Annotated in this window: 16 protein-coding genes; 12 read left to right on the top strand and 4 right to left on the bottom strand. The window is 41.1% G+C overall.

From position 1 onward, the window contains the following. Positions 1-9: 9 nt before the first annotated feature. Both H6G18_RS14700 and H6G18_RS14705 read left to right on the top strand, forming a co-directional pair. Positions 10-1,380 (top strand): gluconeogenesis factor YvcK family protein, encoded by a 1,371-nt coding sequence (locus H6G18_RS14700; protein WP_190407847.1) that lies wholly within the window; start codon positions 10-12, stop codon positions 1,378-1,380. Next, positions 1,355-1,570, top strand: coding sequence for a hypothetical protein (locus H6G18_RS14705; protein ID WP_190407848.1), 216 nt, complete (start codon positions 1,355-1,357; stop codon positions 1,568-1,570). Before H6G18_RS14700 ends, H6G18_RS14705 begins: the two co-directional genes overlap by 26 nt. A 79-nt stretch (positions 1,571-1,649) precedes the next feature. Here the strand turns inward: H6G18_RS14705 and H6G18_RS14710 are convergent, their stop codons facing one another. Next, complete coding sequence (locus tag H6G18_RS14710) at positions 1,650-1,892, bottom strand: hypothetical protein (RefSeq protein ID WP_190407849.1); 243 nt, start codon at positions 1,890-1,892, stop codon at positions 1,650-1,652. A gap of 219 nt (positions 1,893-2,111) precedes the next feature. Between H6G18_RS14710 and tsaE the strand changes: the two genes are divergently transcribed. Then, positions 2,112-2,567, top strand: coding sequence for a tRNA (adenosine(37)-N6)-threonylcarbamoyltransferase complex ATPase subunit type 1 TsaE (gene tsaE, locus H6G18_RS14715; RefSeq protein WP_190407850.1), 456 nt, complete (start codon positions 2,112-2,114; stop codon positions 2,565-2,567). A 211-nt stretch (positions 2,568-2,778) separates the two neighbouring features. Here the strand turns inward: tsaE and patS are convergent, their stop codons facing one another. The 3 genes from patS to H6G18_RS14725 all read right to left on the bottom strand — a co-directional run bounded on the left by patS (position 2,779) and on the right by H6G18_RS14725 (position 6,432). After that, positions 2,779-2,832: a heterocyst-inhibiting signaling peptide PatS gene (gene patS / locus H6G18_RS25335; protein ID WP_395939658.1), complete on the bottom strand. Its 54-nt coding sequence runs from the start codon at positions 2,830-2,832 to the stop codon at positions 2,779-2,781. Between the two features lie 965 nt (positions 2,833-3,797). Next, positions 3,798-4,970, bottom strand: a complete 1,173-nt coding sequence (locus tag H6G18_RS14720) for a patatin-like phospholipase family protein (protein WP_190407851.1) — start codon at positions 4,968-4,970, stop codon at positions 3,798-3,800. Between the two features lie 142 nt (positions 4,971-5,112). Beyond that, positions 5,113-6,432 carry a dihydroorotase gene (locus H6G18_RS14725; protein ID WP_190407852.1) on the bottom strand — a complete coding sequence of 440 codons (1,320 nt, stop codon included), beginning with the start codon at positions 6,430-6,432 and terminating at the stop codon, positions 5,113-5,115. Positions 6,433-6,730: 298 nt separating this feature from the next. On the opposite strand from H6G18_RS14725, the gene lepB reads away from it, so the two are divergent. The 9 genes from lepB (at position 6,731) to H6G18_RS14765 (ending at position 20,279) form a co-directional block, all read left to right on the top strand. After that, positions 6,731-7,375 (top strand): signal peptidase I, encoded by a 645-nt coding sequence (lepB, locus tag H6G18_RS14730; protein ID WP_190407853.1) that lies wholly within the window; start codon positions 6,731-6,733, stop codon positions 7,373-7,375. A gap of 89 nt (positions 7,376-7,464) precedes the next feature. Then, positions 7,465-8,247, top strand: coding sequence for an MOSC domain-containing protein (locus tag H6G18_RS14735; protein WP_190407854.1), 783 nt, complete (start codon positions 7,465-7,467; stop codon positions 8,245-8,247). Positions 8,248-8,692: 445 nt separating this feature from the next. Next, positions 8,693-9,538, top strand: a complete 846-nt coding sequence (locus H6G18_RS14740; RefSeq protein WP_190407887.1) for a hypothetical protein — start codon at positions 8,693-8,695, stop codon at positions 9,536-9,538. Positions 9,539-9,919: 381 nt separating this feature from the next. Continuing rightward, positions 9,920-11,755, top strand: a complete 1,836-nt coding sequence (locus H6G18_RS14745; RefSeq protein WP_190407855.1) for a GGDEF/EAL domain-containing response regulator — start codon at positions 9,920-9,922, stop codon at positions 11,753-11,755. Positions 11,756-11,818: 63 nt separating this feature from the next. Next, positions 11,819-12,571, top strand: coding sequence for a DUF6444 domain-containing protein (locus tag H6G18_RS14750; protein ID WP_190407856.1), 753 nt, complete (start codon positions 11,819-11,821; stop codon positions 12,569-12,571). 25 nt (positions 12,572-12,596) lie between these two features. Then, positions 12,597-12,737: a helix-turn-helix domain-containing protein gene (locus H6G18_RS24550; RefSeq protein WP_199311698.1), complete on the top strand. Its 141-nt coding sequence runs from the start codon at positions 12,597-12,599 to the stop codon at positions 12,735-12,737. Positions 12,738-12,867: 130 nt separating this feature from the next. Beyond that, positions 12,868-13,113 (top strand): hypothetical protein, encoded by a 246-nt coding sequence (locus H6G18_RS24760; RefSeq protein ID WP_242040320.1) that lies wholly within the window; start codon positions 12,868-12,870, stop codon positions 13,111-13,113. Next, positions 13,104-13,274, top strand: a complete 171-nt coding sequence (locus H6G18_RS24765) for a hypothetical protein (protein WP_242040321.1) — start codon at positions 13,104-13,106, stop codon at positions 13,272-13,274. The genes H6G18_RS24760 and H6G18_RS24765 overlap by 10 nt, the downstream gene beginning before the upstream one ends. Positions 13,275-13,598: 324 nt before the next feature. Further along, the gene (locus H6G18_RS14765) at positions 13,599-20,279 is read left to right on the top strand and encodes a PAS domain S-box protein (RefSeq protein ID WP_190407858.1); all 6,681 of its coding nucleotides are present in this window, start codon (positions 13,599-13,601) and stop codon (positions 20,277-20,279) included. Positions 20,280-20,283: the final 4 nt, after the last annotated feature.

Consider the following 20,283-nt stretch of genomic DNA (forward strand, 5'->3'; position numbering starts at 1 on the left):
GAATCAGGTATGTCAATCGGTTTTCTCAGACAAGCCCTTAACGCGTTGCAGAAGCAATCGCGCAGTCGAACTTCCCATAGGGTGAACCAGTGGTTTAAATGGTTATCTCCTGGATTATCGATCAAACGTTGGTTGCTAATTAGTGTTGGGGGTGTATTACTGGCAATTCTGGGGTTAGCTATTTGGGTGAAGCTGACCCCCATTTTTTGGATGTTGGAGTTGATTAGGGGTTTTTTGGCAGCCATAGCCAACATTTTACCCAACTATATCAGCGGCCCTGTAGTGATTTTGGGTGGTTTGTTATTGTTGCTTTGGGGACAAACTCGCACTGTCGGCTCGATTACTCAGGTTTTAAGGCCACATGGGGAAGAAGAACTTATTGACGTACTGTTAGCCCATCGTCGCTTGTACCGGGGGCCAAAAATAGTGGTCATTGGTGGTGGTACTGGGCTATCTACCTTACTCAGAGGGCTAAAAACTTACAGTGCTAATATTACTGCTATTGTCACGGTAGCAGATGATGGTGGTTCTTCTGGGCGGTTGCGTCAGGAATTTGGTGTCTTACCACCAGGAGATATCCGCAACTGTTTAGCAGCTTTGGCAGATGAAGAAAAGTTATTGACGGAGTTATTTCAATATCGTTTTCGGGCTGGGGATGGCTTGACTGGCCATAGTTTTGGCAATTTGTTCTTAACGGCGATGAGTGATATCACTGGTGATTTGGAACGAGCTGTTGCTGCTAGTTCTAAAGTGCTAGCAGTGAGAGGACAAGTTTTGCCTGCTACTCTCAGTGATGTTCGTCTCTGGGCAGAATTAGCCGATGGTCGCCGAATCGAGGGTGAGTCTAGCATTCCCAAGGCTGGTGGTAAAATTGTCAAGATTGGTTGCATTCCTGCTAACCCTCCGGCTCTGCCATCTGCCATTAAGGCTATAAAAGAAGCTGACTATATTATTATTGGCCCTGGTAGCCTCTATACCAGCTTGATTCCTAACTTATTAGTATCAGATATTGCTGATGCGATCGCTGCATCTCAAGCCCCACGAATTTATGTCTGCAATGTCATGACTCAGCCAGGCGAAACTGAAGGTTATACTGTGGCTGACCACATTCGCGCAATTGATGCTGCTTGTGGCGAAAGACAATTGTTTGATGCTGTATTAGTACACAAAAAATCCCCCTCCGCCCAATCACTCATCCGTTATGCTCAACAACACTCCCATCCTGTGTTTTTAGACAGAGAAGCTGTATCCCAATTGGGAAGACGAATTGTTTTAGCTAACGTTTTGTACGAAGATGAAACAGGTTTTGTGCGTCACAATCCTCAAAAGTTAGCTAAAGTCCTACTGAAGTGGTATGGCGGCGCACATCACGGAAAATGAGGCGATAATTCATCTCCATCTGATGAGTCATAGCCTACGGTGGAGTCTAGCCAATTTCTACCCTGAAGCAGTATGTTTGAAATCTGCTTGTTTACTGGGTTTTCGCGTAACAGAGGCGTTGGTTTTCCAAGTTACTAGTGTCAAATGTGAAGCGCGTCTAATACCATTTTTTGTTTTAGATTGGGGATAGAACACTGCCTGGTTTATCTGAGCTTTCTGTGTCCATCTGTTGCTATTATTTTTCAAATTGGTATAAGACTTGAATCTGTCTAATGACTCCCTTTTGTTTCTGAATTAGATGGTTTATCTTGTTTGATTTTTTTGATTAACTCTACGTAGACATTAATTTCACTAACTTCTACATCATGCTCAACTCTTTTTACTTTCCATCTCTCTTTTTGGAGATAAATTTCCTCGCCTATTCTGGGAGTAAATTGTAAATCATAGAACTTTTTGAGAAAATCTTTTTGGTTTTCTTCCCATACAATGACTTTAGCTACTTCTCTGCTCATTGGTTTTTCCTGGTTCGTTAATAAATAAAATCAGTATTTTGATGACATACACATAGTCATTTTATTTTACTAATTTGATAAAATAGCGTATTCAAAACCACATTTTTGATGTAGAAGGTATTAAGATTACCGCATATTTTCATTCTTGACTGTGCAAATTTTAGATTTTCAATTTTGGATATTGAAACTGATTAAGTATTATGGACTACTGACTACATTATGAAAATTTCTCTTATAGATACAGACGCGACTCTAAATTTGGGTGTGTCTTTGGGACAAACTTTAAAGCCTGGTAGTGTCATTTTATTAGAAGGTGACTTAGGTGCTGGTAAAACTACTTTAGTAAAAGGTTTGGGTCAAGGTTTAGGTATCACTGAACCCATTGTCAGTCCTACTTTCACTCTAATTAATGAGTATACGGAAGGACGTATCCCCCTGTATCATTTGGATTTATATCGCCTAGAGCCGCAAGAAGTATTAAATTTAAATCTAGAAACTTACTGGGATGGTATTGAGGTGATTCCGGGTATTGTAGCGATCGAGTGGTCCGAACGAATGCCTTACAAGCCAAGTACTTATATTAACGTGCTTTTGACTTATGGCGATGAGGGCAGTCGTCAAGCCGAAATTACACCATTCAATTGCACCATCAGCGAGTTCATTGCTACTATGTGAACAGCTTTAGCTCCAAATTGGGTAAAAACGCTGCCTAGCACTTTAGTCGTATCAGGGTTGTTTGGCACTGAGTAGAAGCAGTAAACAATTTACCCCAAATTACATTAGTATTATCCTAAATTTACCAGCACATCAGCGTCATACCCAATCACTCTCCACATTATTACGACAAAATTTTTACCGATAGTCGAGAAAGAGTTTCATACTCGTCCTATCTACCACTACCACGCTCATCACAGAAATTCACTAACATAATTGCCTTCATAATCTTAAAATCGGTGAATTACTCTTCAATAGAACATTTGCTTACTTTTGCCATCTACTGAGTTATTTACTGAGGTTAGCTAGGATTGCTTATTCTCAAGATCAATCTTGGTGTAGATGGATGAAAACTGAAATCTCAGTGTCTTCAAGAATCTTGTACAGGTGATATCTAGCAAGCTGCAAGATGTTTTTAATACCTGCCTTTTCTAAAAATTAGATTGACATTAAAACTGGCATAAACTTGTCCTCTGGCAGATCATCTAACTGATAAGGCTTACAGCAGATTTTGATTAAACCAGTCAATACTGGTAAAGTCTTTTTATTTGTTTGCACTATGGTTATTCCTATTGACCTACTTCTTGGATTGTCTCTGTAAAATTTGTTCTTTATTGTGCAAGAAAAAATACTGGTTTATCGTTTCTTGCTAGGTTTTGCTAAGTAATGCTAAGATCCTTAGCAATCAACCGCCCTGAAGCACTAAACAATCAGAAACGTAAGAAATAGGTTTTTAGAACGTACAAATTAAGTGCATATAAAATTTTTATATGTATAAAACATTCTTTTCACAGAAACTTGCCCGTTTACTTAACCCTATTTTTCTCTACACTTATTTGGTAAAAAATCCGGATAGTTAAACGCAAAAAACTAAGGTGAGAAGCAAAAGGCTTACTACTTTCCGTACTAATTGCCTAGCTCATCCTCGTACTTAAGTATTCCCAAAACAACTTTAGGATCTATACCCGTAAAGTTACTAATTATTAATTTATAAATTAAATTTATCAAATAAAAAGTTTATGAAATTTTTTCTTATCAAGGAAAGTGATCACCTCCGGTGGGCGGAACGCCATCGCTTAAAGAAAAGCTGTTTCCAGTGAGTGATTGAGTATTGACATGAAAAAATCACAGTATAAATGCTGGCTCTTAGATTAAGAAATAATTATCCCTAGAAATTTTTACGTAAATATACTAATTAGCTCTAATAAAAGATGCGATCGCTTTTTTCACCTCAGGCCCGCAATCATTTCTAGTATAAAAAGTACAACCTTTATCAATAAACTTAGATGTAGCATCAATTAAATATTCAAGAATATTATCCCTAGCATCATCCATCTCTTCACTAAGTGGAGTTTGCGTAAATCTATTAACTCTTTCTGTTGGTTTGAGAACTTGGCGAGTATCTTTATAAGATTCCTCTTTTTTCGGTTGAAATCTTTCATTTAAATCAAACTGAAGACGTAAATATCTGTGAGAATTAAATCCGCCCATAATTTGACGGCAAATTGTATTGCTGACTTCTGATGTCGGCTCCATAAATATATTAACAAGATGCTGCGCCCAATCTATACCTCGCCAATTCTTTACCTGTTCAAATTGGTATGGTTCACCAGTTTGACCAGTACCAATAGAAAGGATAGAAATGTCTTCTAATTTGATACCATCTAGATTATATTGTTGTTTAATTGTGGAAGAAATTGAAGATTGCGACAACCGCATTACTAGGCTGAGTGCCGCTAGTGCTGGGTTGTTAGCAGCAACGCCCCCATCAATATGAGGGAATACCCAATGTCCATATTTTTCTTTATCCACAGGCTCTAATTTATATGGTGGAAAGAAAGTAGGAGCCGAAGCTGAAGCGGTACATATTTCCCATAGATAGCATTCGTCATACCATCTATCGCCTAAATCAGGATGGCAATTAGTAAAGAATGTTGTATTTCGGTAAAGAGTATCGTAAGCCAAAATCAAGATAATCGGACTTTCAATATCCTTAATTCTTCTATCACCTAATACATTTTTTAGGACATTAGTTAGCCCTTGATGAGAATATTTAGGTGGAGAAAATGCTTCAATAATCGGTTGTAAGCAACCAGGAATTTTTTTGTAACGCTCTTTTCTTTCAAGGGGAAATATTTGCTGACCCTGTTCTCTATAAAGTTGAACTAACTCATGACTATTTTTTTTTGCGGCGATTCCGGCTGTTAATATTGATCCCGTAGAAGTACCAACAATTAAATCGAAGTATTCGTGTAAAGATTTACCTTGTTGCTGTTGAATCTGTCGTTCTACTTCTTGAAGGATGCGTGCGGTAATAATGCCGCGTATACCACCACCATCCAAACTCAAGATTTTGAAAGACATTTGACTTCTCCTTAGTAGATTAGTTAATTCGTAATTCGTATTTAAGATTGGGTACTGGGTAATAATTCCAGAAAGAATCTACCCAGCCCAGTATCTATACTGTTTTACATTTGTACTCTACGTAAAGAGAGAATATTATTGGCTACACGAAACTTAAAGCTTGACCGCGCACTGATGTGTTTAACTTACCTTTGTCGTAAACAATCTGACCGCCAACTATAGTTGTCACTGCCCATCCTGTGAGGTTCCAGCCTTCAAAGGGACTCCAGTGACATTTAGTTAATAATTCCTCTCGCAGGACGGGACGGTATGTATTCAAATCAACAAGTACTAAATCAGCATCATAACCAGGAGCGATCGCTCCTTTATTGGGGATACCATAAGCTACGGCTACAGCTTTGGACATCCAGTTGACGACTTGAGAAATGGTACATTTACCCTCCATCGCCGCAGTTAACATGACGGCTAAGGATGTTTCTACCCCAGGCATTCCAGAGGGGCTGTTGGGATAGGGTTGGGCTTTTTCTTCTAAAGTGTGGGGGGCGTGGTCTGTAGCGATGAAATCAATCACCCCATCCCGCAAGGCTTGCCATAAGACTTCATTATCGTGGGGCGATCGCAATGGCGGATTCATTTGTGCTAATGTGCCAATACGTTCATAAGCACTAGTATTTAACACCAAATGTTGTGGTGTCACCTCTGCTGTTACCCAACTAGGTTTGTCTTGACGTAGTAATTCTGCTTCGTCGGCGGTGGACATATGCAGAATGTGTAAACGACGCTGATATTTTTTAGAAAGTTTTAATGCTAACTGGGTCGCTAACAGTGCCGCTTGATTGTCTTGAATCTGGGAGTGAATTGCTAGGTCTTGAATCCCCGCAAATTCTTGACGGCGTTGATTAATTCTGGCTTGGTCTTCGGCATGAACGGCAATTAAGCGCTGACCTTGGGCAAATATCGATTCTAATGCAGTCTCTTGATCAACCAACAATTGACCGTGCATCGACCCCATGAAAATCTTAATACCTGGCGTTGGGTGCGCTGTTAGTAAATCTGGTGTGTTCTCGCCTGTTGCCCCAATAAAAAAGCCATAGTTCACCAAGCACTTGTTGGCAGCACGCTGTAACTTGTCATCTAAAGCTTGCTGGTTAGTGGTTAAGGGGCGAGTGTTGGGCATTTCTAAAAAAGAAGTCACCCCACCTTTGGCACAAGCACAACTGGCCGTGAATAAATCTTCCTTATGTTCTAGTCCTGGTTCACGGAAATGCACCTGCGGGTCTATGACTCCTGGCAACAAAGTTAACCCTTCAGCGTCAATCTCTATAACTGGTGTAGTGCTGACAATTTCCGGGGCTACTTCAACGATTTGGCGATCGCGTGTCAACACATCTCCTACCATAGATTCACCATTCGGTAAGATGATGCCAGCGCGGCGAATTAGTAAACTTAACGGGGATGACATGAGGTTAACGATTTTCCAAAGAGGAACTGTAGACTATAAAAAACTATGCTTTTAGGTCAATCTCAGCAGCATTTTTTGTAATATTTTTTTGCACTTCTTTACAAAAAAGATTATTTTTATCTTATGAATCACGCTATTTTGCTGAGTCAAAACTCAACAATCCAGAGTAGAAAGCAATAACTAATGACTCATAATCATTAACCAAAGATCACCTAACCTAGTTTCTCCCGTTAAGATTAACAAATATAGTCTCCCTCGGTGAGTTAATTACTTACACTTTTCTTACTTCAGTAATTTCATGCAAAATCAAGTGTCTGACAACAACTCAAGTAAACAACCTGATAATTCTTGGATCGCAGAGCTAGGTAGAACAGTTGTATTAAGTATTGTTCTCGCCTTAGGTATCCGTACCTTTGTGGCTGAAGCACGCTGGATTCCTTCTGGCTCGATGGAACCAACTCTCCACGGTACTCCAAATCAGTGGGAAGCAGACAAGATTATTGTTGATAAATTGAAGTATAGATTTTCTCAACCGCAGAGGGGAGATATTGTAGTTTTTTCCCCTACAGAAGAGTTACGCAAAGAACAATATGAAGATGCCTTCATTAAGCGGGTGATTGCCTTACCTGAAGAAACAGTAGAACTGAGAAACGGTAAAGTTTACATCAACCAAAAACCCCTCAATGAAGAGAAATATTTAGGTTCAAAACAAGCTACCCTCGTTGATGTCTGTACATCAGGTCAACAGCCGGCTTTCTTAGCAAAACCCCAAACCATACCGCCCGACTCCTATCTAGTGCTAGGAGATAACCGTAATAGCAGTTACGACAGCCGTTGTTGGGGTATTGTCCCTCGTCAGAATATCATTGGTCGTGCAGTGCTTCGCTTTTGGCCACTCAACAATGTAGGAGAAATTGATAAATCACCGCTATATCCACAATGAAAAAATAAAACAAAGCAGTAGTCAATAGTCCATAGTCGGGAATTCTTGTTTAATAACTAATAACTATTGACTACTGACTAAAAAATTAAATGCCTTACTTAGCCAAAATTTTCATCTACCCAATTAAATCCTTAGATGGGGTAGCAGTAGAGCAAACGCGAATCCTTGCCAGTGGCGCACTAGAGTATGACCGGGAATTGGCTATTTTTGACGAACATTCCAGGGTGGTGAATGGAAAACGCCATCAATCAATTCACCAATTGCGCTCATACTTTAACATCTCCTGTCAAACCTTCTCCCTGCAAATTCCTGGTAAAGATTCAGAATATATATTTGATTTACATAGGGAAAGAACAGCACTAACGTCCATATTGAGTGATTTTTTTGGTTTTACTGTCACCTTAGAGCAGAATTCTCTGACAGGATTCCCTGATGATTTAAAATCACCAGGTCCAACAGTAATTAGCACTGCAACTTTGTCAGAAGTAGCTTCTTGGTTTCCCGGTGTCAGCGTCGATGAAATACGCCGTCGAATGCGTGCCAATCTGGAAATTGGCGGCGTACCAGCTTTTTGGGAAGACCAATTATTTAGCGAATCAGGTGAGATGATTTCCTTTAGGGTTGGAGATGTGCAATTTTTTGGAGTTAACCCCTGTCAGCGTTGTGTAGTTCCAACAAGAGATTCTTTTTCAGGTATCGCTTATCCAAATTTTCAAAAAATATTTGTCCAAAAGCGACAAGCTACTTTGCCACAGTGGGCTGCTTCATCTCGGTTTAAGCATTTTTATAATTTAAGCGTCAATACACAATTACCCAAATCAGAAGCAGGAAAATTTATCAGAATTGGTGAAAAAGTTGAAATTAGCTTATAGTAATCAGCTTTTTCTTTAAAAAAAAACATAAAACTACAATATTATTCATAATGAATTTCTCTCTAGAGTAAGAGTCCAGATTTAGAGAAATTTTCATCGTTGTTTACTGACTGCTATTTAGTGATAATAAAGACAATTTTTTAGTACGGAAGTTTTCGATTAATCAGTGTAAACATATCTTGGACTTCATTCAATAATACATATTCATGTATTGTCAGATGAAATAGAACAAATTATGGTGTTATAACAAAGTCTAAGCCTTTATATCAGGAATAAATACCCCAGAAATAGGAATATATTTATACATACTCTAGTGTTTTTTATATAAGTATCAGCTATTTGCTTGATGCTTTTTGCTATTGTAAATAGTACTAACCTTTAATTTGAAGGTAGCTGATATATCGTAGATTCCCTGAAATTAGCATTGGGGAAATTTTTATAAATCATGTTCGCCAAACTGCCGTCCATCAACTTCTGCTACTACTCAATTGGCAAAAACTTTGCCAGAATATCCCTCAGATTAGTTTTTATTATGCCATTTGCGTTGCAAATGTGTTTGGCAGTGGAACTAGTGAGATATCTAGTGTTGAAAAATGAACAGGAAATATTAATCAAATACTATGATGAACTGGGAATATTTGCTAATTCATTTAATATTATATCTAGAGATTTACAAAGATTATTCAATACTGAAATAAACAAGAAAATTGAATTTATCTGTAGCGATCGCTCACAGCTAAAGAGATTAAAACTATTGCCAAAAATGCAAATTAGCAATAATGAATTAGAAATGGGATTCTCCAGAAAGAATATACTTGTGAAACTCTTAAAAATTCCCATTTATGATGATTCTGGCAATATTGTCTTGGCGATCGCTAATTTTAGTGACATCACCAAATGCGAGCAAACAGAGCATTTAGTAGCACAATATGATCATATCTTAAAAACTCAAGTTAATAGGCATACCAAAGAACTCAGATTAGCCAATTTGCCAAAATACATCCAAACAGACGAAAGTAAACTACGTCAAGTCTTGCTCAATATTTTAGGCAATTCCATTAAGTTTACCGAAACTGGCAGTGTGACATTACGGGTTAAATTGGGAGCAGGGGAGTCTCAAGAGGTAGGAGGCCAGGGAGCAGCGCGAGGTGCGTGCGGTCTTCAATGCCACCCAAGAGGAGCAAATTCTCCTATCGGAGACGCTACGCGAATCCAAAAGAGGGAACAGAGGAGAGAAAAAAACTCATCTCTCAATTTCCAATCCCCATGCTTTAACTGCTCACGCTTTTGAAGAACAACGCCAGGCAATGCTTCCAACTTGTTGTGACGATTATATTTGCAAACCGTTTGTACAGGAGGTATTACTAAATAAAATCCAACAACATCTAGGCGTAAAATATGTATGCCAAGAAGCTATTGCTAAAAATACAGATATGGATTCAAAAATCCCAGCATTACCCAGTGAAGCCGAAGTTCTATGGTATGTATAGCAAATGTCCGTAGATTAGCGTAAAAATATATACTATCCTGTAGCAAGCTGTAGTGATGACCTAATTGTAGAGTTAATCCAGCAAATTTCTCCAGAGAAAAATCTGATTTTCCATTTTTTTAAGGATTTAGCCAATAACTATCAGTTTGAGAAGATTATGGCACTAACTAGAACAAATCCAGAATGAATTATAAGCAGTTAGACCCATACAAAAAAGATATTTTAATTATTGATGATATGGCAGATAATCTGCGTGTATTATCGTCAATTCTTACTAGGGAAGGATACAACGTCCGCAAAGCTTTAAACTGGCAAATGGCTTACACTGCTTGTCAAACATTATTACCAGATTTAATTTTACTTGATATCATGATGCCAGAGGTGGATGGTTATGAAGTTTGTCAAAAATTCAAAGCTTGGGAACTGACTGCTGATATCCCAGTGATTTTTATTAGTGCTTTAGATGATGTTTTTGATAAAGTTAAGGCTTTTAAAGTTGGTGGAGTAGATTACATCACTAAACCTTTTGAATTGGGTGAGGTATTAGTACGTGTCAAAAATCAAATAGAATTGCGAACGGCAAGACTAGAAATATTAACTCTCAATGCTGAATTAGAGCAACGGGTAAAACAGCGAACTTGGGAGTTAGAAAAAGCTTTACAAACACTGCAAATAGAAGTTAATGCGCGTCAAAAATTGCAAAATAAACTGCTAGAGATGGCGCTGCATGATGCTCTTACTGGTTTACCGAACAGAATTTTGTTCATTAGGCGATTAGAAAAAGCTTTAAATCGTGCTAAACAAGAATTTAATTATCAGTTTGCAGTGCTTTTTTTAGACTGCGATCGCTTCAAATTTGTCAATGATTCTTTAGGACATTTAGTAGGAGATGAATTACTGATTGCCGTTGCTCAACGTCTCCAAGCCTGCCTTACACCAGACGCTACTCTAGCAAGATTGGGTGGTGATGAATTTGGTATTTTGCTAGAAGACATGAAAGATATCCGCATGGTAATTCAAATAGCAGACCGTATCTTACAACAATTATCTATAACTTTTAAATTGTCCAGATACGAAGTTTTTATGAATGTCAGTATTGGCATTAATTGGGGTCATAGCGGCTATGAACAACCAGAATATTTGTTACGAGATGCCGATACTGCTATGTATCGAGCTAAAGACTTAGGAAGAGCTAGATATCATGTTTTTGATCCAGTAATGCACCAGGAAGTTATCAAAGCTTTAGAAATGGAAAATGATTTGCGGAGGTCTGTTGAAAAGCAAGAATTTGTCATTTATTATCAGCCAATTATTTCTTTAATTACCGGGAAAATTGCTGGATTTGAAGCACTTGTTCGCTGGCAACATCCAACTAATGGTTTAATTTCTCCTACAGAATTTATTCCTGTAGCAGAAGAAACAGGTTTAATTAATGCTATTAACACATGGGTATTGCGGTCAGCTTGTCAGCAACTACGCATCTGGCAATCTCATCCAGCAACTCCCAAAAATTTAACTATTAGTGTCAATTTAAGTGCCAAATTATTTTTGCAGTCTAACTTTATATCACAAATCGACCAAATTATTCATGAAACTAATATAAATCCATCGAGCTTAGAACTGGAAATTACAGAAACTGTAATTATGGAAAACAATAATGAAATCAAAATAATTCTTCAGCAATTAAAAGAGCGTGGCATTAAACTAATTATGGATGATTTTGGCACAGGTTATTCATCTTTAAGTTACTTACACATATTCCCTTTTAATGCCTTGAAAATTGATAAATCATTTGTCAATAGGATGTTGGACAATCAAGAAAATATGGGTTTAGTGCCTGCAATGATTAGCATTGCAGGATCTATGGGAATGGCGGCGATCGCAGAAGGAGTAGAAACCCAAGAGCAATTAGAACAACTGAAAACTTTAAAATGTGATTTTGCTCAAGGATATCTGTTTTCTAAACCCATTCCCCAAAACTTGGTGATGAATTTTATTGCTTCAGCAACTCAATGGTAATTTGTAAGGATTCAGGTAAAAGAGTATTGACAAAGGGGACATTGGAGGTAGAGTATCACAAATATGAACCAAAACCTGCCTCAAGAACTAGATAGAGAAAGCTTGAACCAGCTGTCGAAGGAAGAACTGGTAGAGATAATCATTGAGCAGAGCAAAGTAATACGTAAGTTACAGAAAATCATCTACGAACTACAGCAAGAAATAGAACGTTTAAAAGTCAGTAGAGATTTAGACAGTTCTAACTCATCAAAGCCACCATCTGGAGACATTCACAAAAAGAGCGAAAACAAAAAAGTTCCTCCCCAAGAGGAATCAAACCAGCCGAAAAAGAAACCAGGTGGGCAGCCAGGACATCAAGGTAAGACTCGTAAGGGTTTTGGTAGAGTAGATCGCTATGAAATCTTACGACCGACTGAGTGTGCCTGTTGTGGTCAAAAAGCATTTGCTCACACGGCAGTAAAAGTAAAAAAACAGTCTGTAGCGCAACTAGTGGAGCGTCCCATTGAAATAGTTGAGTATCAACGCCATACGTGCCAGTGTGAGTGCTGTGCCCATCAATGGTGGTATTTCCTTGAAAACCCTGAAGTTCCCCCTGATAACAATCAGGCTGAACGTTCGCTACGTTTGGCTGTCACGAAACGCAAAGTTAGCGGTGGTTCCCGTTCGATGGAGCGGTTTCAACACACTGCCAATTTGTTGACAGTGGTGCAGACTTGTCGCCGTCAAGGCAGATCTGTCATTGATTTTTTTGCACAAGCTCTAATTGCTGGCTCTAATAATTATCAGTCTAGCCCTTCTTTGCTTCCGCAATATTAGACCTGAATCCTTACGATCAGTTCAAGTGCTAGCAACACTTGCAGGAATTTCTACTGCTTATTGGTATCAAATAGAACAAGATAAAAGGCAATGGATATCTGAAGAAACCTTGCGTGGAATTGAACAAGCTCTGGGTATGAACTTAGGGGTGCAGTTTGATGATTGATCCTGCTGCCATAAGCTTTAATAGACTTTCTTATATTTCTCTGAGCAAGTGATCGCAACTATCCACAAAACCAAGAATCCACTTGTGATTGCCTTTGAGCAAACACCATTGAACCAAAATAGGTGGAATCATGAGCAGATCACCATCCCACAAGCGCAACAAAGCCGTCTCTGCCGCATCCAGTAATTTACAGCGACCAGTAAACCCAGGCGATCCAGCTTCAGTAACTATTGATGTATCTGCTGTTGAGGTTCCCGAACTGAGTGAGGAAGAAGAACGCGATCGCCTTCACCTAGAACGCAAAGTAGAACGGGCGTTTTTTGAGGCGAGGAAGGCGCTCTCTGCTTGCCTGCCGAGTGTGAGCAGATGCGGGTGATTTGCGATCGCATCGCTCGAATATACTCAGAATCACTAGAGGAAACAGTCAAAAGTCTGTTGCAGTCGTTGGGTAAGCTGAATCGCCCTTATCTTACGGCGGTGGAAGAAAAATTGTTGAGTGTTCTGGAGTCTGAATATGGCAGAGAGATAACACCCTAAGCAATTTTGGCAATTTGGCAACTAATGTCTTTTGGTTGCAGTTCCAATGGAGATACCAACACAACGGGACAGTGAAGAAGTTGTACGAGGGAAAAGATAAAACTTCACTTCCCGCTTCTTGACATCCAGCTATGCCAGTTGTTTAATTGAGTGCTGTAGAACCCCTCTACATGATTGATACAGCGCTCAACAGAGTTCAGTTAAGGCTCTACAACTGGCTAGAAATGAACAAAACCAAATAGAACCTCAAAAAATGAGAAATGTAGATAGCTGGATTGCTGTATAGTTTGAGTTATGCCAGATTATACTCCCAAGAGTTGCTCTATGATTGCTCTAACTGGTATTGCCATCCAAGACAAGATATACGAAAGTTCTAATTCTCTGGTTTATCGAGGCATTAGAGAGGATGGAGTAGGGATCATCGTAAAAATGCTAAAGTTTGATTATCCCTCACCTCAAGAACTGACTCGCTACAGACAGGAATATAAAATTATTCGTTCCCTCAATCTGGAAGGAGTTGTCAAGGCATACAGCCAGCAAGACTATCAACGCACTCTGGTGATTATCTTAGAAGATTTTGGGGGAGAGTCCCTAGAGCAATGGATGCATAAGCGCCCAGATATCTTTTGCCCCATGCCTTTATCCACTTTTCTAGGACTTGCGATCGCCCTCACAGACATTCTAGGCAGAATCCATGCAGCCAATGTCATTCATAAAGATATCAACCCTGGAAACATAGTCTTTAATCTAGATACTGGCGTTGTCAAAATTATTGACTTTGGGATTGCAACCCAATTTAACCGCACGAATCCGACGTTCAAAAGTCCCCATGTGTTAGAAGGCACGCTTGCCTATCTGTCGCCAGAGCAAACCGGGCGAATGAACCGGATGCTCGACTATCGCACCGATTTCTACTCGCTAGGCGTAACCTTCTACGAACTGTTAACTGGACAGCTACCGTTCCCCACTCAAGACATCCTGGAGCTAGTTCATTGTCATATTGCCAAACCGTCGATTCCTGTGCATAAATTGAACGCTACAATTCCCAAACCCATTTCAGGCATAATTTTGAAGTTGATGGCGAAAAATGCGGAGGATCGCTATCAAAGTGCCTGGGGCATCAAAGCGGATCTAGAACACTGCGCCGGGCAACTGGCAGAAATGGGTCAGATCAACGCCATGTCGTTGGGACTACAAGATGTTTCAGAACAGTTTTGCATTCCTCAGAAACTGTATGGGCGAGAAGCGGAGACTAAAGCATTATTGGCGGCGTTTGACACAGTGGTTAGAAAACAGACGTTTGGCGAAATTTGTCAACTAGAGTCAGGCATAGAAAATGCTCAATTCAATGTCGAACTCATGCTCGTTGCTGGTTACGCTGGCGTTGGCAAAACAGCATTGGTGCAAGAACTCTATAAACCCATCACAGCAAAGCACGGCTATTTCATATCGGGTAAATTTGACCAATTCAGGCGCAATATTCCCTACAGCGCCATTGTGGATGCCCTGCAAAAGTTGGTGCAGCAACTTCTGGGGGAACCGGATGAGCAAGTGCAACAGTGGCGATCACGTCTACTCACTGCTTTGGGAAGCAACGGACAAATTATCGTAGATGTCATTCCCGAAGTTGAGTTCATTATTGGCAAGCAGCCACCTGTGCCCGAAGTTGGAGCAACAGAATCACACAATCGCTTCAATCTCACGTTTCAAAGGTTTGTGCGGGCGTTTTGTGCAAAAGAGCATCCCCTGGTCGTCTTTTTAGACGATCTACAGTGGATCGATTCTGCGACGCTGAAGTTAATTGAACTCATATTGCTTGACGAGCAAACTCAATCTCTGTTTTTGATCGGAGCCTATCGAGATCATGAAGTATCTCCAACGCATTCATTAATTTTGATGCTGGAGAGCTTGCGAAAGCAGGGGGCAGCGCTTCAAGAAATTACCCTGACTCCTTTAACACTGGAACCGTTGACTCAACTGGTGGCTGAGACATTACATCGCAATCCTGATACCGTTCGTTCCTTAGCCCAAGTCGTGTTGCGTAAAACCGAGGGCAACCCTTTCTTTGTTGGTGAATTTTTGAAGCTGCTGCATAGCGAAAACCTGTTAACCTTTGATGCCCAACAGTTGAGTTGGCAGTGGAACTTAACTGAGATTGAAGCTCAAGATATCACTGATAATGTGGTGGAGTTACTGCTGCGTCAATTGCAAAAATTACCGGAAGCAACACAGCAAACTCTCTGCATAGCGGCTTGTGTTGGGTCTGAGTTTGATTTAGAAACGTTGGCGATCGTTTGCGAAAAATCACCAAAAGCAATTTTCCAGGATCTACTAGCAGTAATACAAGCGGGATTAATTCAACCTCTGTCTGAATTGGACGAAGATTTGTTAGTTCAAGAGTATAAGTTTCTGCACGATCGCGTTCAGCAAGCGGCTTATGCTCTGATTGATGAATCGCACAAACAGGTTGTTCATCTCCAAATCGGTCGCAATTTGCTCGAAAAAACTTCACCAGAGCAACGATCTGATCGGTTGTTTGAAATCATCGATCATCTCAATCAAGGACTTGAGCTAGTCACTGCTCGATCAGAACGAACTGAAATTGCCAGATTGAATTTAATGGCAGGTCAGAAAGCAAAGGCAGCAACGGCTTATGAAGCAGCTTTTAAGTATTTCACTACAGGGCTTAAACTCCTCAATTCAGAGAGTTGGCAAAGTGAATATGACCTCACCTTAGCGCTGTACTCAGAAGCAGCAGAAGCGGCGTATCTCCAGGGTCGCTTTGATGAGATGGAACAGTTGGTGGAAGTGGTACTCGCTCGTGCTAAGACAGTGGTTGACAAAGTGCAGGCTTACGATAGCAGCATTCAAAGATATTTGTCACAGGGCAACCTGAAAGAAGCACTAAAAACTGGATTGGAAGCGTTAAAGCTCTTGGGAATAGATTTAATAGAAAATCCAAGTCAGGCAGATATTCAAAGGGAATTGGAGTCAACGGCTGCATTACTCGCCCAACGAGAAATCGAAAACTTGATTAATTTACCAGAGATGACTGCACCAGAACCGCTAGCAGCAATGTCAATCCTAGCGAATATAGGGTCTGCTGCATTTATAACGTTACCAGCACTGGTGATACTGATTGCTTGCAAAATGGTGAATTTATCAATCAACTACGGCAATGCTACCTGGTCACCACTGAATTATGCTGGCTACGGGTTTGTTCTATGTGGAGTTGTTCAAGACATTGAACTCGGCTATAAATTTGGTCAATTGGCTCTTAGCTTAGCGGAACGATTGAATACCAAAAAAGGCAAGGTTAAAGCATTACACGTATTTAGTTACCATGTTATGCAATGGAAAGTACATCTTAAGGAGACGATACCACTGCTGGTTGAGGTTTATCAGGAAGGAGTGGAAACCGGAGACTTTGAAATCGCTAGTTATGTTGCATATACCGTGTGCCACCACTCGTTTTTCGTCGGTGAGTCACTCACCCAACTGGAACAGAAAATGGCAACCTACAGCAAAGCGGTTGATCGAATCAGACGGGAAAGCCCCTCGACTTGGATTGCGATAGTGTGGCAGACCATTCTTAATTTGTTAGATAGGTCTCTTAATCCCAGTCACTTAGTTGGTCGGGTGTTTAATGAAGAGGAGGCGTTACCACACGCTATTGCAGTTAAAGATGGAATTGCAATTCAAATACTCTATTTGCACAAAGTCATGTTGTGTTATCTATTTGAAGAACACCATCAAGCTGTAAAGACTGCTATTTTGGCAAGGCGACATTTTGAAGAAGCGTCGGCAATAAAGCTTTTACCTGTATTCTGTTTCTATCATTCTCTAGCGCTTTTGAGCTTATTGCTTGATGCTTCAAACTCTGAAAAAACAGCCTGGCTAAACTGTGTTAGCTCCAACCAAGAAAAGGTGAAGAAATGGGCAGAACACGCCCCAATGAATTATCTACATGAATTTTATCTAGTCGAGGCAGAGAAAGCACGAGTCTTAGGGCAATTTTTTGAGGCTGAAGAGTTTTATGAACGAGCGATCGCAGGTGCTACTGAGCATGAGTTGATCCAGGAAGAAGCACTCGCGTATGAATTAGCGGCTAAACATTATCTGGCGCGAGGTCGAGAAAAAATTGCTCAAACCTACATGAAAGAGGCGCACTATTGCTACGATCGCTGGGGCGCGATCGCTAAAGTTAAAGACTTAGAACAACGCTATCCACAGTTCTTTTCTCCGTCGTCTAGAGCCGCTTCCGCATCAGTTCCTATTACTGCTGAAACTATCACTAATCCCTTACATACTGCTTTCGATTTAGCAGCAGTGATGAAAGCTTCACAGGCGATTTCTCGTGAAATTGAACTGAAGCAATTGCTGCGATCGCTGATGCAAATTTTAATTGAGAATGCTGGCGCACAAACCGGATATCTGATTTTAGAAAACTCAGGAGAATGGTCGATTGAAGCGGCTTGTGAACTCAATACCGATGAGAATGCTTGTGCGACTCAGGTGTTACAGTCTATTCCAATTGCCGAGCAATTGCCAGAATCAATCATTCAATATGTGATTCGGACTCTGAAGCCTGTCATCTTAAATGATGCGACTCGTGAAGGTGCTTTTATTAATGAGCTATACATTCAACAGAACCAGCCTCAATCTATTTTCTGTTTGCCGCTGCTGAATCAAGCCAAACTGGTCGGTGTATTGTATCTAGAAAATCGGTTAGCAGCTGGAGTATTTACACCAGAGCGATCGCAGGTCTTGCAGCTATTATCGACTCAAGCAGCGATCGCCATCGAAAATGCCAACCTTTACTCAGAACTGCGGGCTAAGGAAAGCAAGATCACCCAGTTCCTCGAAGCGATTCCGGTGGGAATTGCGATCGTGGATGCGGCGGGTCGCCCTTACTATACCAACCAATGCGGCAATCAACTCACGGGCAAAGAAACTGATACTTCCATCGCACCGGAGCAGATATCAGAGGCTTATCAGCTTTATGTAGCGGGAACGGATCAAATCTATCCAGCGGAGAGCTTGCCTATTGTGCGGGCATTAAGGGGCGAACGCATTAGGACTGAAGATATAGAAATTCGTCGAGATCATGTCACAATTCTAATTGAGGCACGGGGAACACCAGTTTTTGATCGACAGGGCAATATCACTTATGCGATCGCTACCTTTCAGGACATTACAGAGCGCAAACAAGCCGAGAAACTCCTAGCCGACTACAACTGCACTTTAGAGCAACAGGTCGCAGAACGAACTGCTGCGTTACAACGCAGTGAAGCCAAGTTCCGAACTATCTTTGAAAACTCGCAGGTTGGCATCTACCGAGTCCGCCTCTCGGATGGATTACTTCTCGATGCCAATCAACGCCATGCCAATTTGTTTGGCTTTGATTCACCAGAGGAGATAATTGGGCTTGAACACGTCATAGGCTATTATGCAGATCCCAGCGATCACCAACACCTCATTGAGTTGCTTAAGCGGGATCGGGAAGTGCGAAGCTTTGAAGCCCAGATGCGAAAACGAGATGGGACTTTGTTTTGGGGGCTTTTCTCTCTTTATCTGAATGTAGACAATGACTATATTGAAGGGGTGGTTGCAGATATTAGCGATCGCAAACAAGCAGAAGCCGCTCTACAAAATAGTGAAGAACGGCTGCGCCTGGCACTAACAGCCACAAATCAGGGACTCTACGATCTCGATTTAAAAACTGAAGAAAGAATTGTTAACCCAGAATACGCTTTAATGCTGGGCTACAATCCAGCAACATTCCACGAAACCATTTCTGAATGGATTGCTCGTTTGCATCCTGATGACAGAGAATCAGTTGTCGCAACCTACCGTGCTTACATTGCTGGAGAAATCCCCAGCTATCGAGCAGAGTATCGCCAGCATACCCAGAATGGTCACTGGAAATGGACTCTTTCTGTTGGCAAAATTGTTGCCTGGGACGAATCAGGTCAACCCATGCGGATGTTGGGAACCCACGTTGACATTAACGATCGCAAGCAAGCAGAAGAAGCCCTACAAGCCTCAGAGTCAAAGCTACGGACTCTAATTGAGGCAATTCCCGATCCATTATTTGTACTGACTGCTGAAGGGCGATTCCTTGAAATAATGGTACTGGAACAAAATCTGCTATGGCAACCCTTTGAGGAGATGATTGGTAAAACCATGCATCAGCTCGGAAGGGAACAAGCCGATGAATTTCTAGGTTATATTCAGCAGGTGCTGAGAACCCAACAAACCCTCACGGTCGAGTACAGTGCGTTTCTAAATGGACGAGAAGCCTGGTTTTCGGCTCGCATTGCCCCAATCGACCATGATCAGGTGATTTGGCTGGCGCGAGATATTACGGCGCTAAAGCAAGCAGAAGAAGCCTCAATTTTAGAGGAGCGCAACCGCATGGCACGCGAAATTCACGACACACTCGCTCAGGCGTTTACAGGCATTCTGGCTCAGGTGGGAGCGGCAAAACAGGTGCTAACGGATGATGTAGAAGCAACTCAGGCACATCTAGACCTGATCAAAGAACTGGCGCGAACTGGACTGACTGAAGCGCGGCGATCGGTCGTCGCGCTCCGTCCTCAGCTTTTGGAGGAAGGCAGTTTACAGAGCGCTCTACATCGTCTCATCGCTCAAATCAGAACTGCCGCAATGGATGTCACTCTATATTATGAGATTGAGGGTGCAGTGTATTCTCTACCCACTGAAGTCGAGAATAACTTACTACGGATTGGGCAGGAAGCATTAACTAATGCGATTAGATACGCCAATGCCGACGAAATTCGAGTGGAGCTAGTCTACGATCGCGACCAGTTTTGCTTGCGCGTGAGAGACAATGGACAGGGCTTTGGAGTTGGGAGTATTTCAGCCTCTGAGGGTTTTGGCTTACTCGGCATGAGCGAACGGGCAGAGCGCATCGGCGCACAACTCACGATTAGGAGTCAACCTGGACAAGGAACAGAAATTATTGTCACCGTCAACCCTTGAGTGA

The organism is Anabaena subtropica FACHB-260, from assembly GCF_014697105.1.
GTDB classification, from domain to species: Bacteria; Cyanobacteriota; Cyanobacteriia; order Cyanobacteriales; family Nostocaceae; genus Trichormus; species Trichormus subtropicus.

Bases quoted from the DNA above. Each gene is read 5' to 3' on its own strand.
- H6G18_RS14725 (WP_190407852.1), bottom strand. From the start codon at position 6,432: ATGTCATCCCCGTTAAGTTTACTAATTCGCCGCGCTGGCATCATCTTA.
- H6G18_RS14740 (WP_190407887.1), top strand. From the start codon at position 8,693: ATGTTCGCCAAACTGCCGTCCATCAACTTCTGCTACTACTCAATTGGC.
- H6G18_RS24765 (WP_242040321.1), top strand. From the start codon at position 13,104: ATGCGGGTGATTTGCGATCGCATCGCTCGAATATACTCAGAATCACTA.
- H6G18_RS14720 (WP_190407851.1), bottom strand. From the start codon at position 4,970: ATGTCTTTCAAAATCTTGAGTTTGGATGGTGGTGGTATACGCGGCATT.
- H6G18_RS14745 (WP_190407855.1), top strand. From the start codon at position 9,920: ATGAATTATAAGCAGTTAGACCCATACAAAAAAGATATTTTAATTATT.
- H6G18_RS14710 (WP_190407849.1), bottom strand. From the start codon at position 1,892: ATGAGCAGAGAAGTAGCTAAAGTCATTGTATGGGAAGAAAACCAAAAA.
- H6G18_RS14700 (WP_190407847.1), top strand. From the start codon at position 10: ATGTCAATCGGTTTTCTCAGACAAGCCCTTAACGCGTTGCAGAAGCAA.
- H6G18_RS14735 (WP_190407854.1), top strand. From the start codon at position 7,465: ATGCCTTACTTAGCCAAAATTTTCATCTACCCAATTAAATCCTTAGAT.
- tsaE (WP_190407850.1), top strand. From the start codon at position 2,112: ATGAAAATTTCTCTTATAGATACAGACGCGACTCTAAATTTGGGTGTG.
- H6G18_RS24760 (WP_242040320.1), top strand. From the start codon at position 12,868: ATGAGCAGATCACCATCCCACAAGCGCAACAAAGCCGTCTCTGCCGCA.
- H6G18_RS14765 (WP_190407858.1), top strand. From the start codon at position 13,599: ATGATTGCTCTAACTGGTATTGCCATCCAAGACAAGATATACGAAAGT.
- lepB (WP_190407853.1), top strand. From the start codon at position 6,731: ATGCAAAATCAAGTGTCTGACAACAACTCAAGTAAACAACCTGATAAT.
- H6G18_RS14750 (WP_190407856.1), top strand. From the start codon at position 11,819: ATGAACCAAAACCTGCCTCAAGAACTAGATAGAGAAAGCTTGAACCAG.
- H6G18_RS14705 (WP_190407848.1), top strand. From the start codon at position 1,355: ATGGCGGCGCACATCACGGAAAATGAGGCGATAATTCATCTCCATCTG.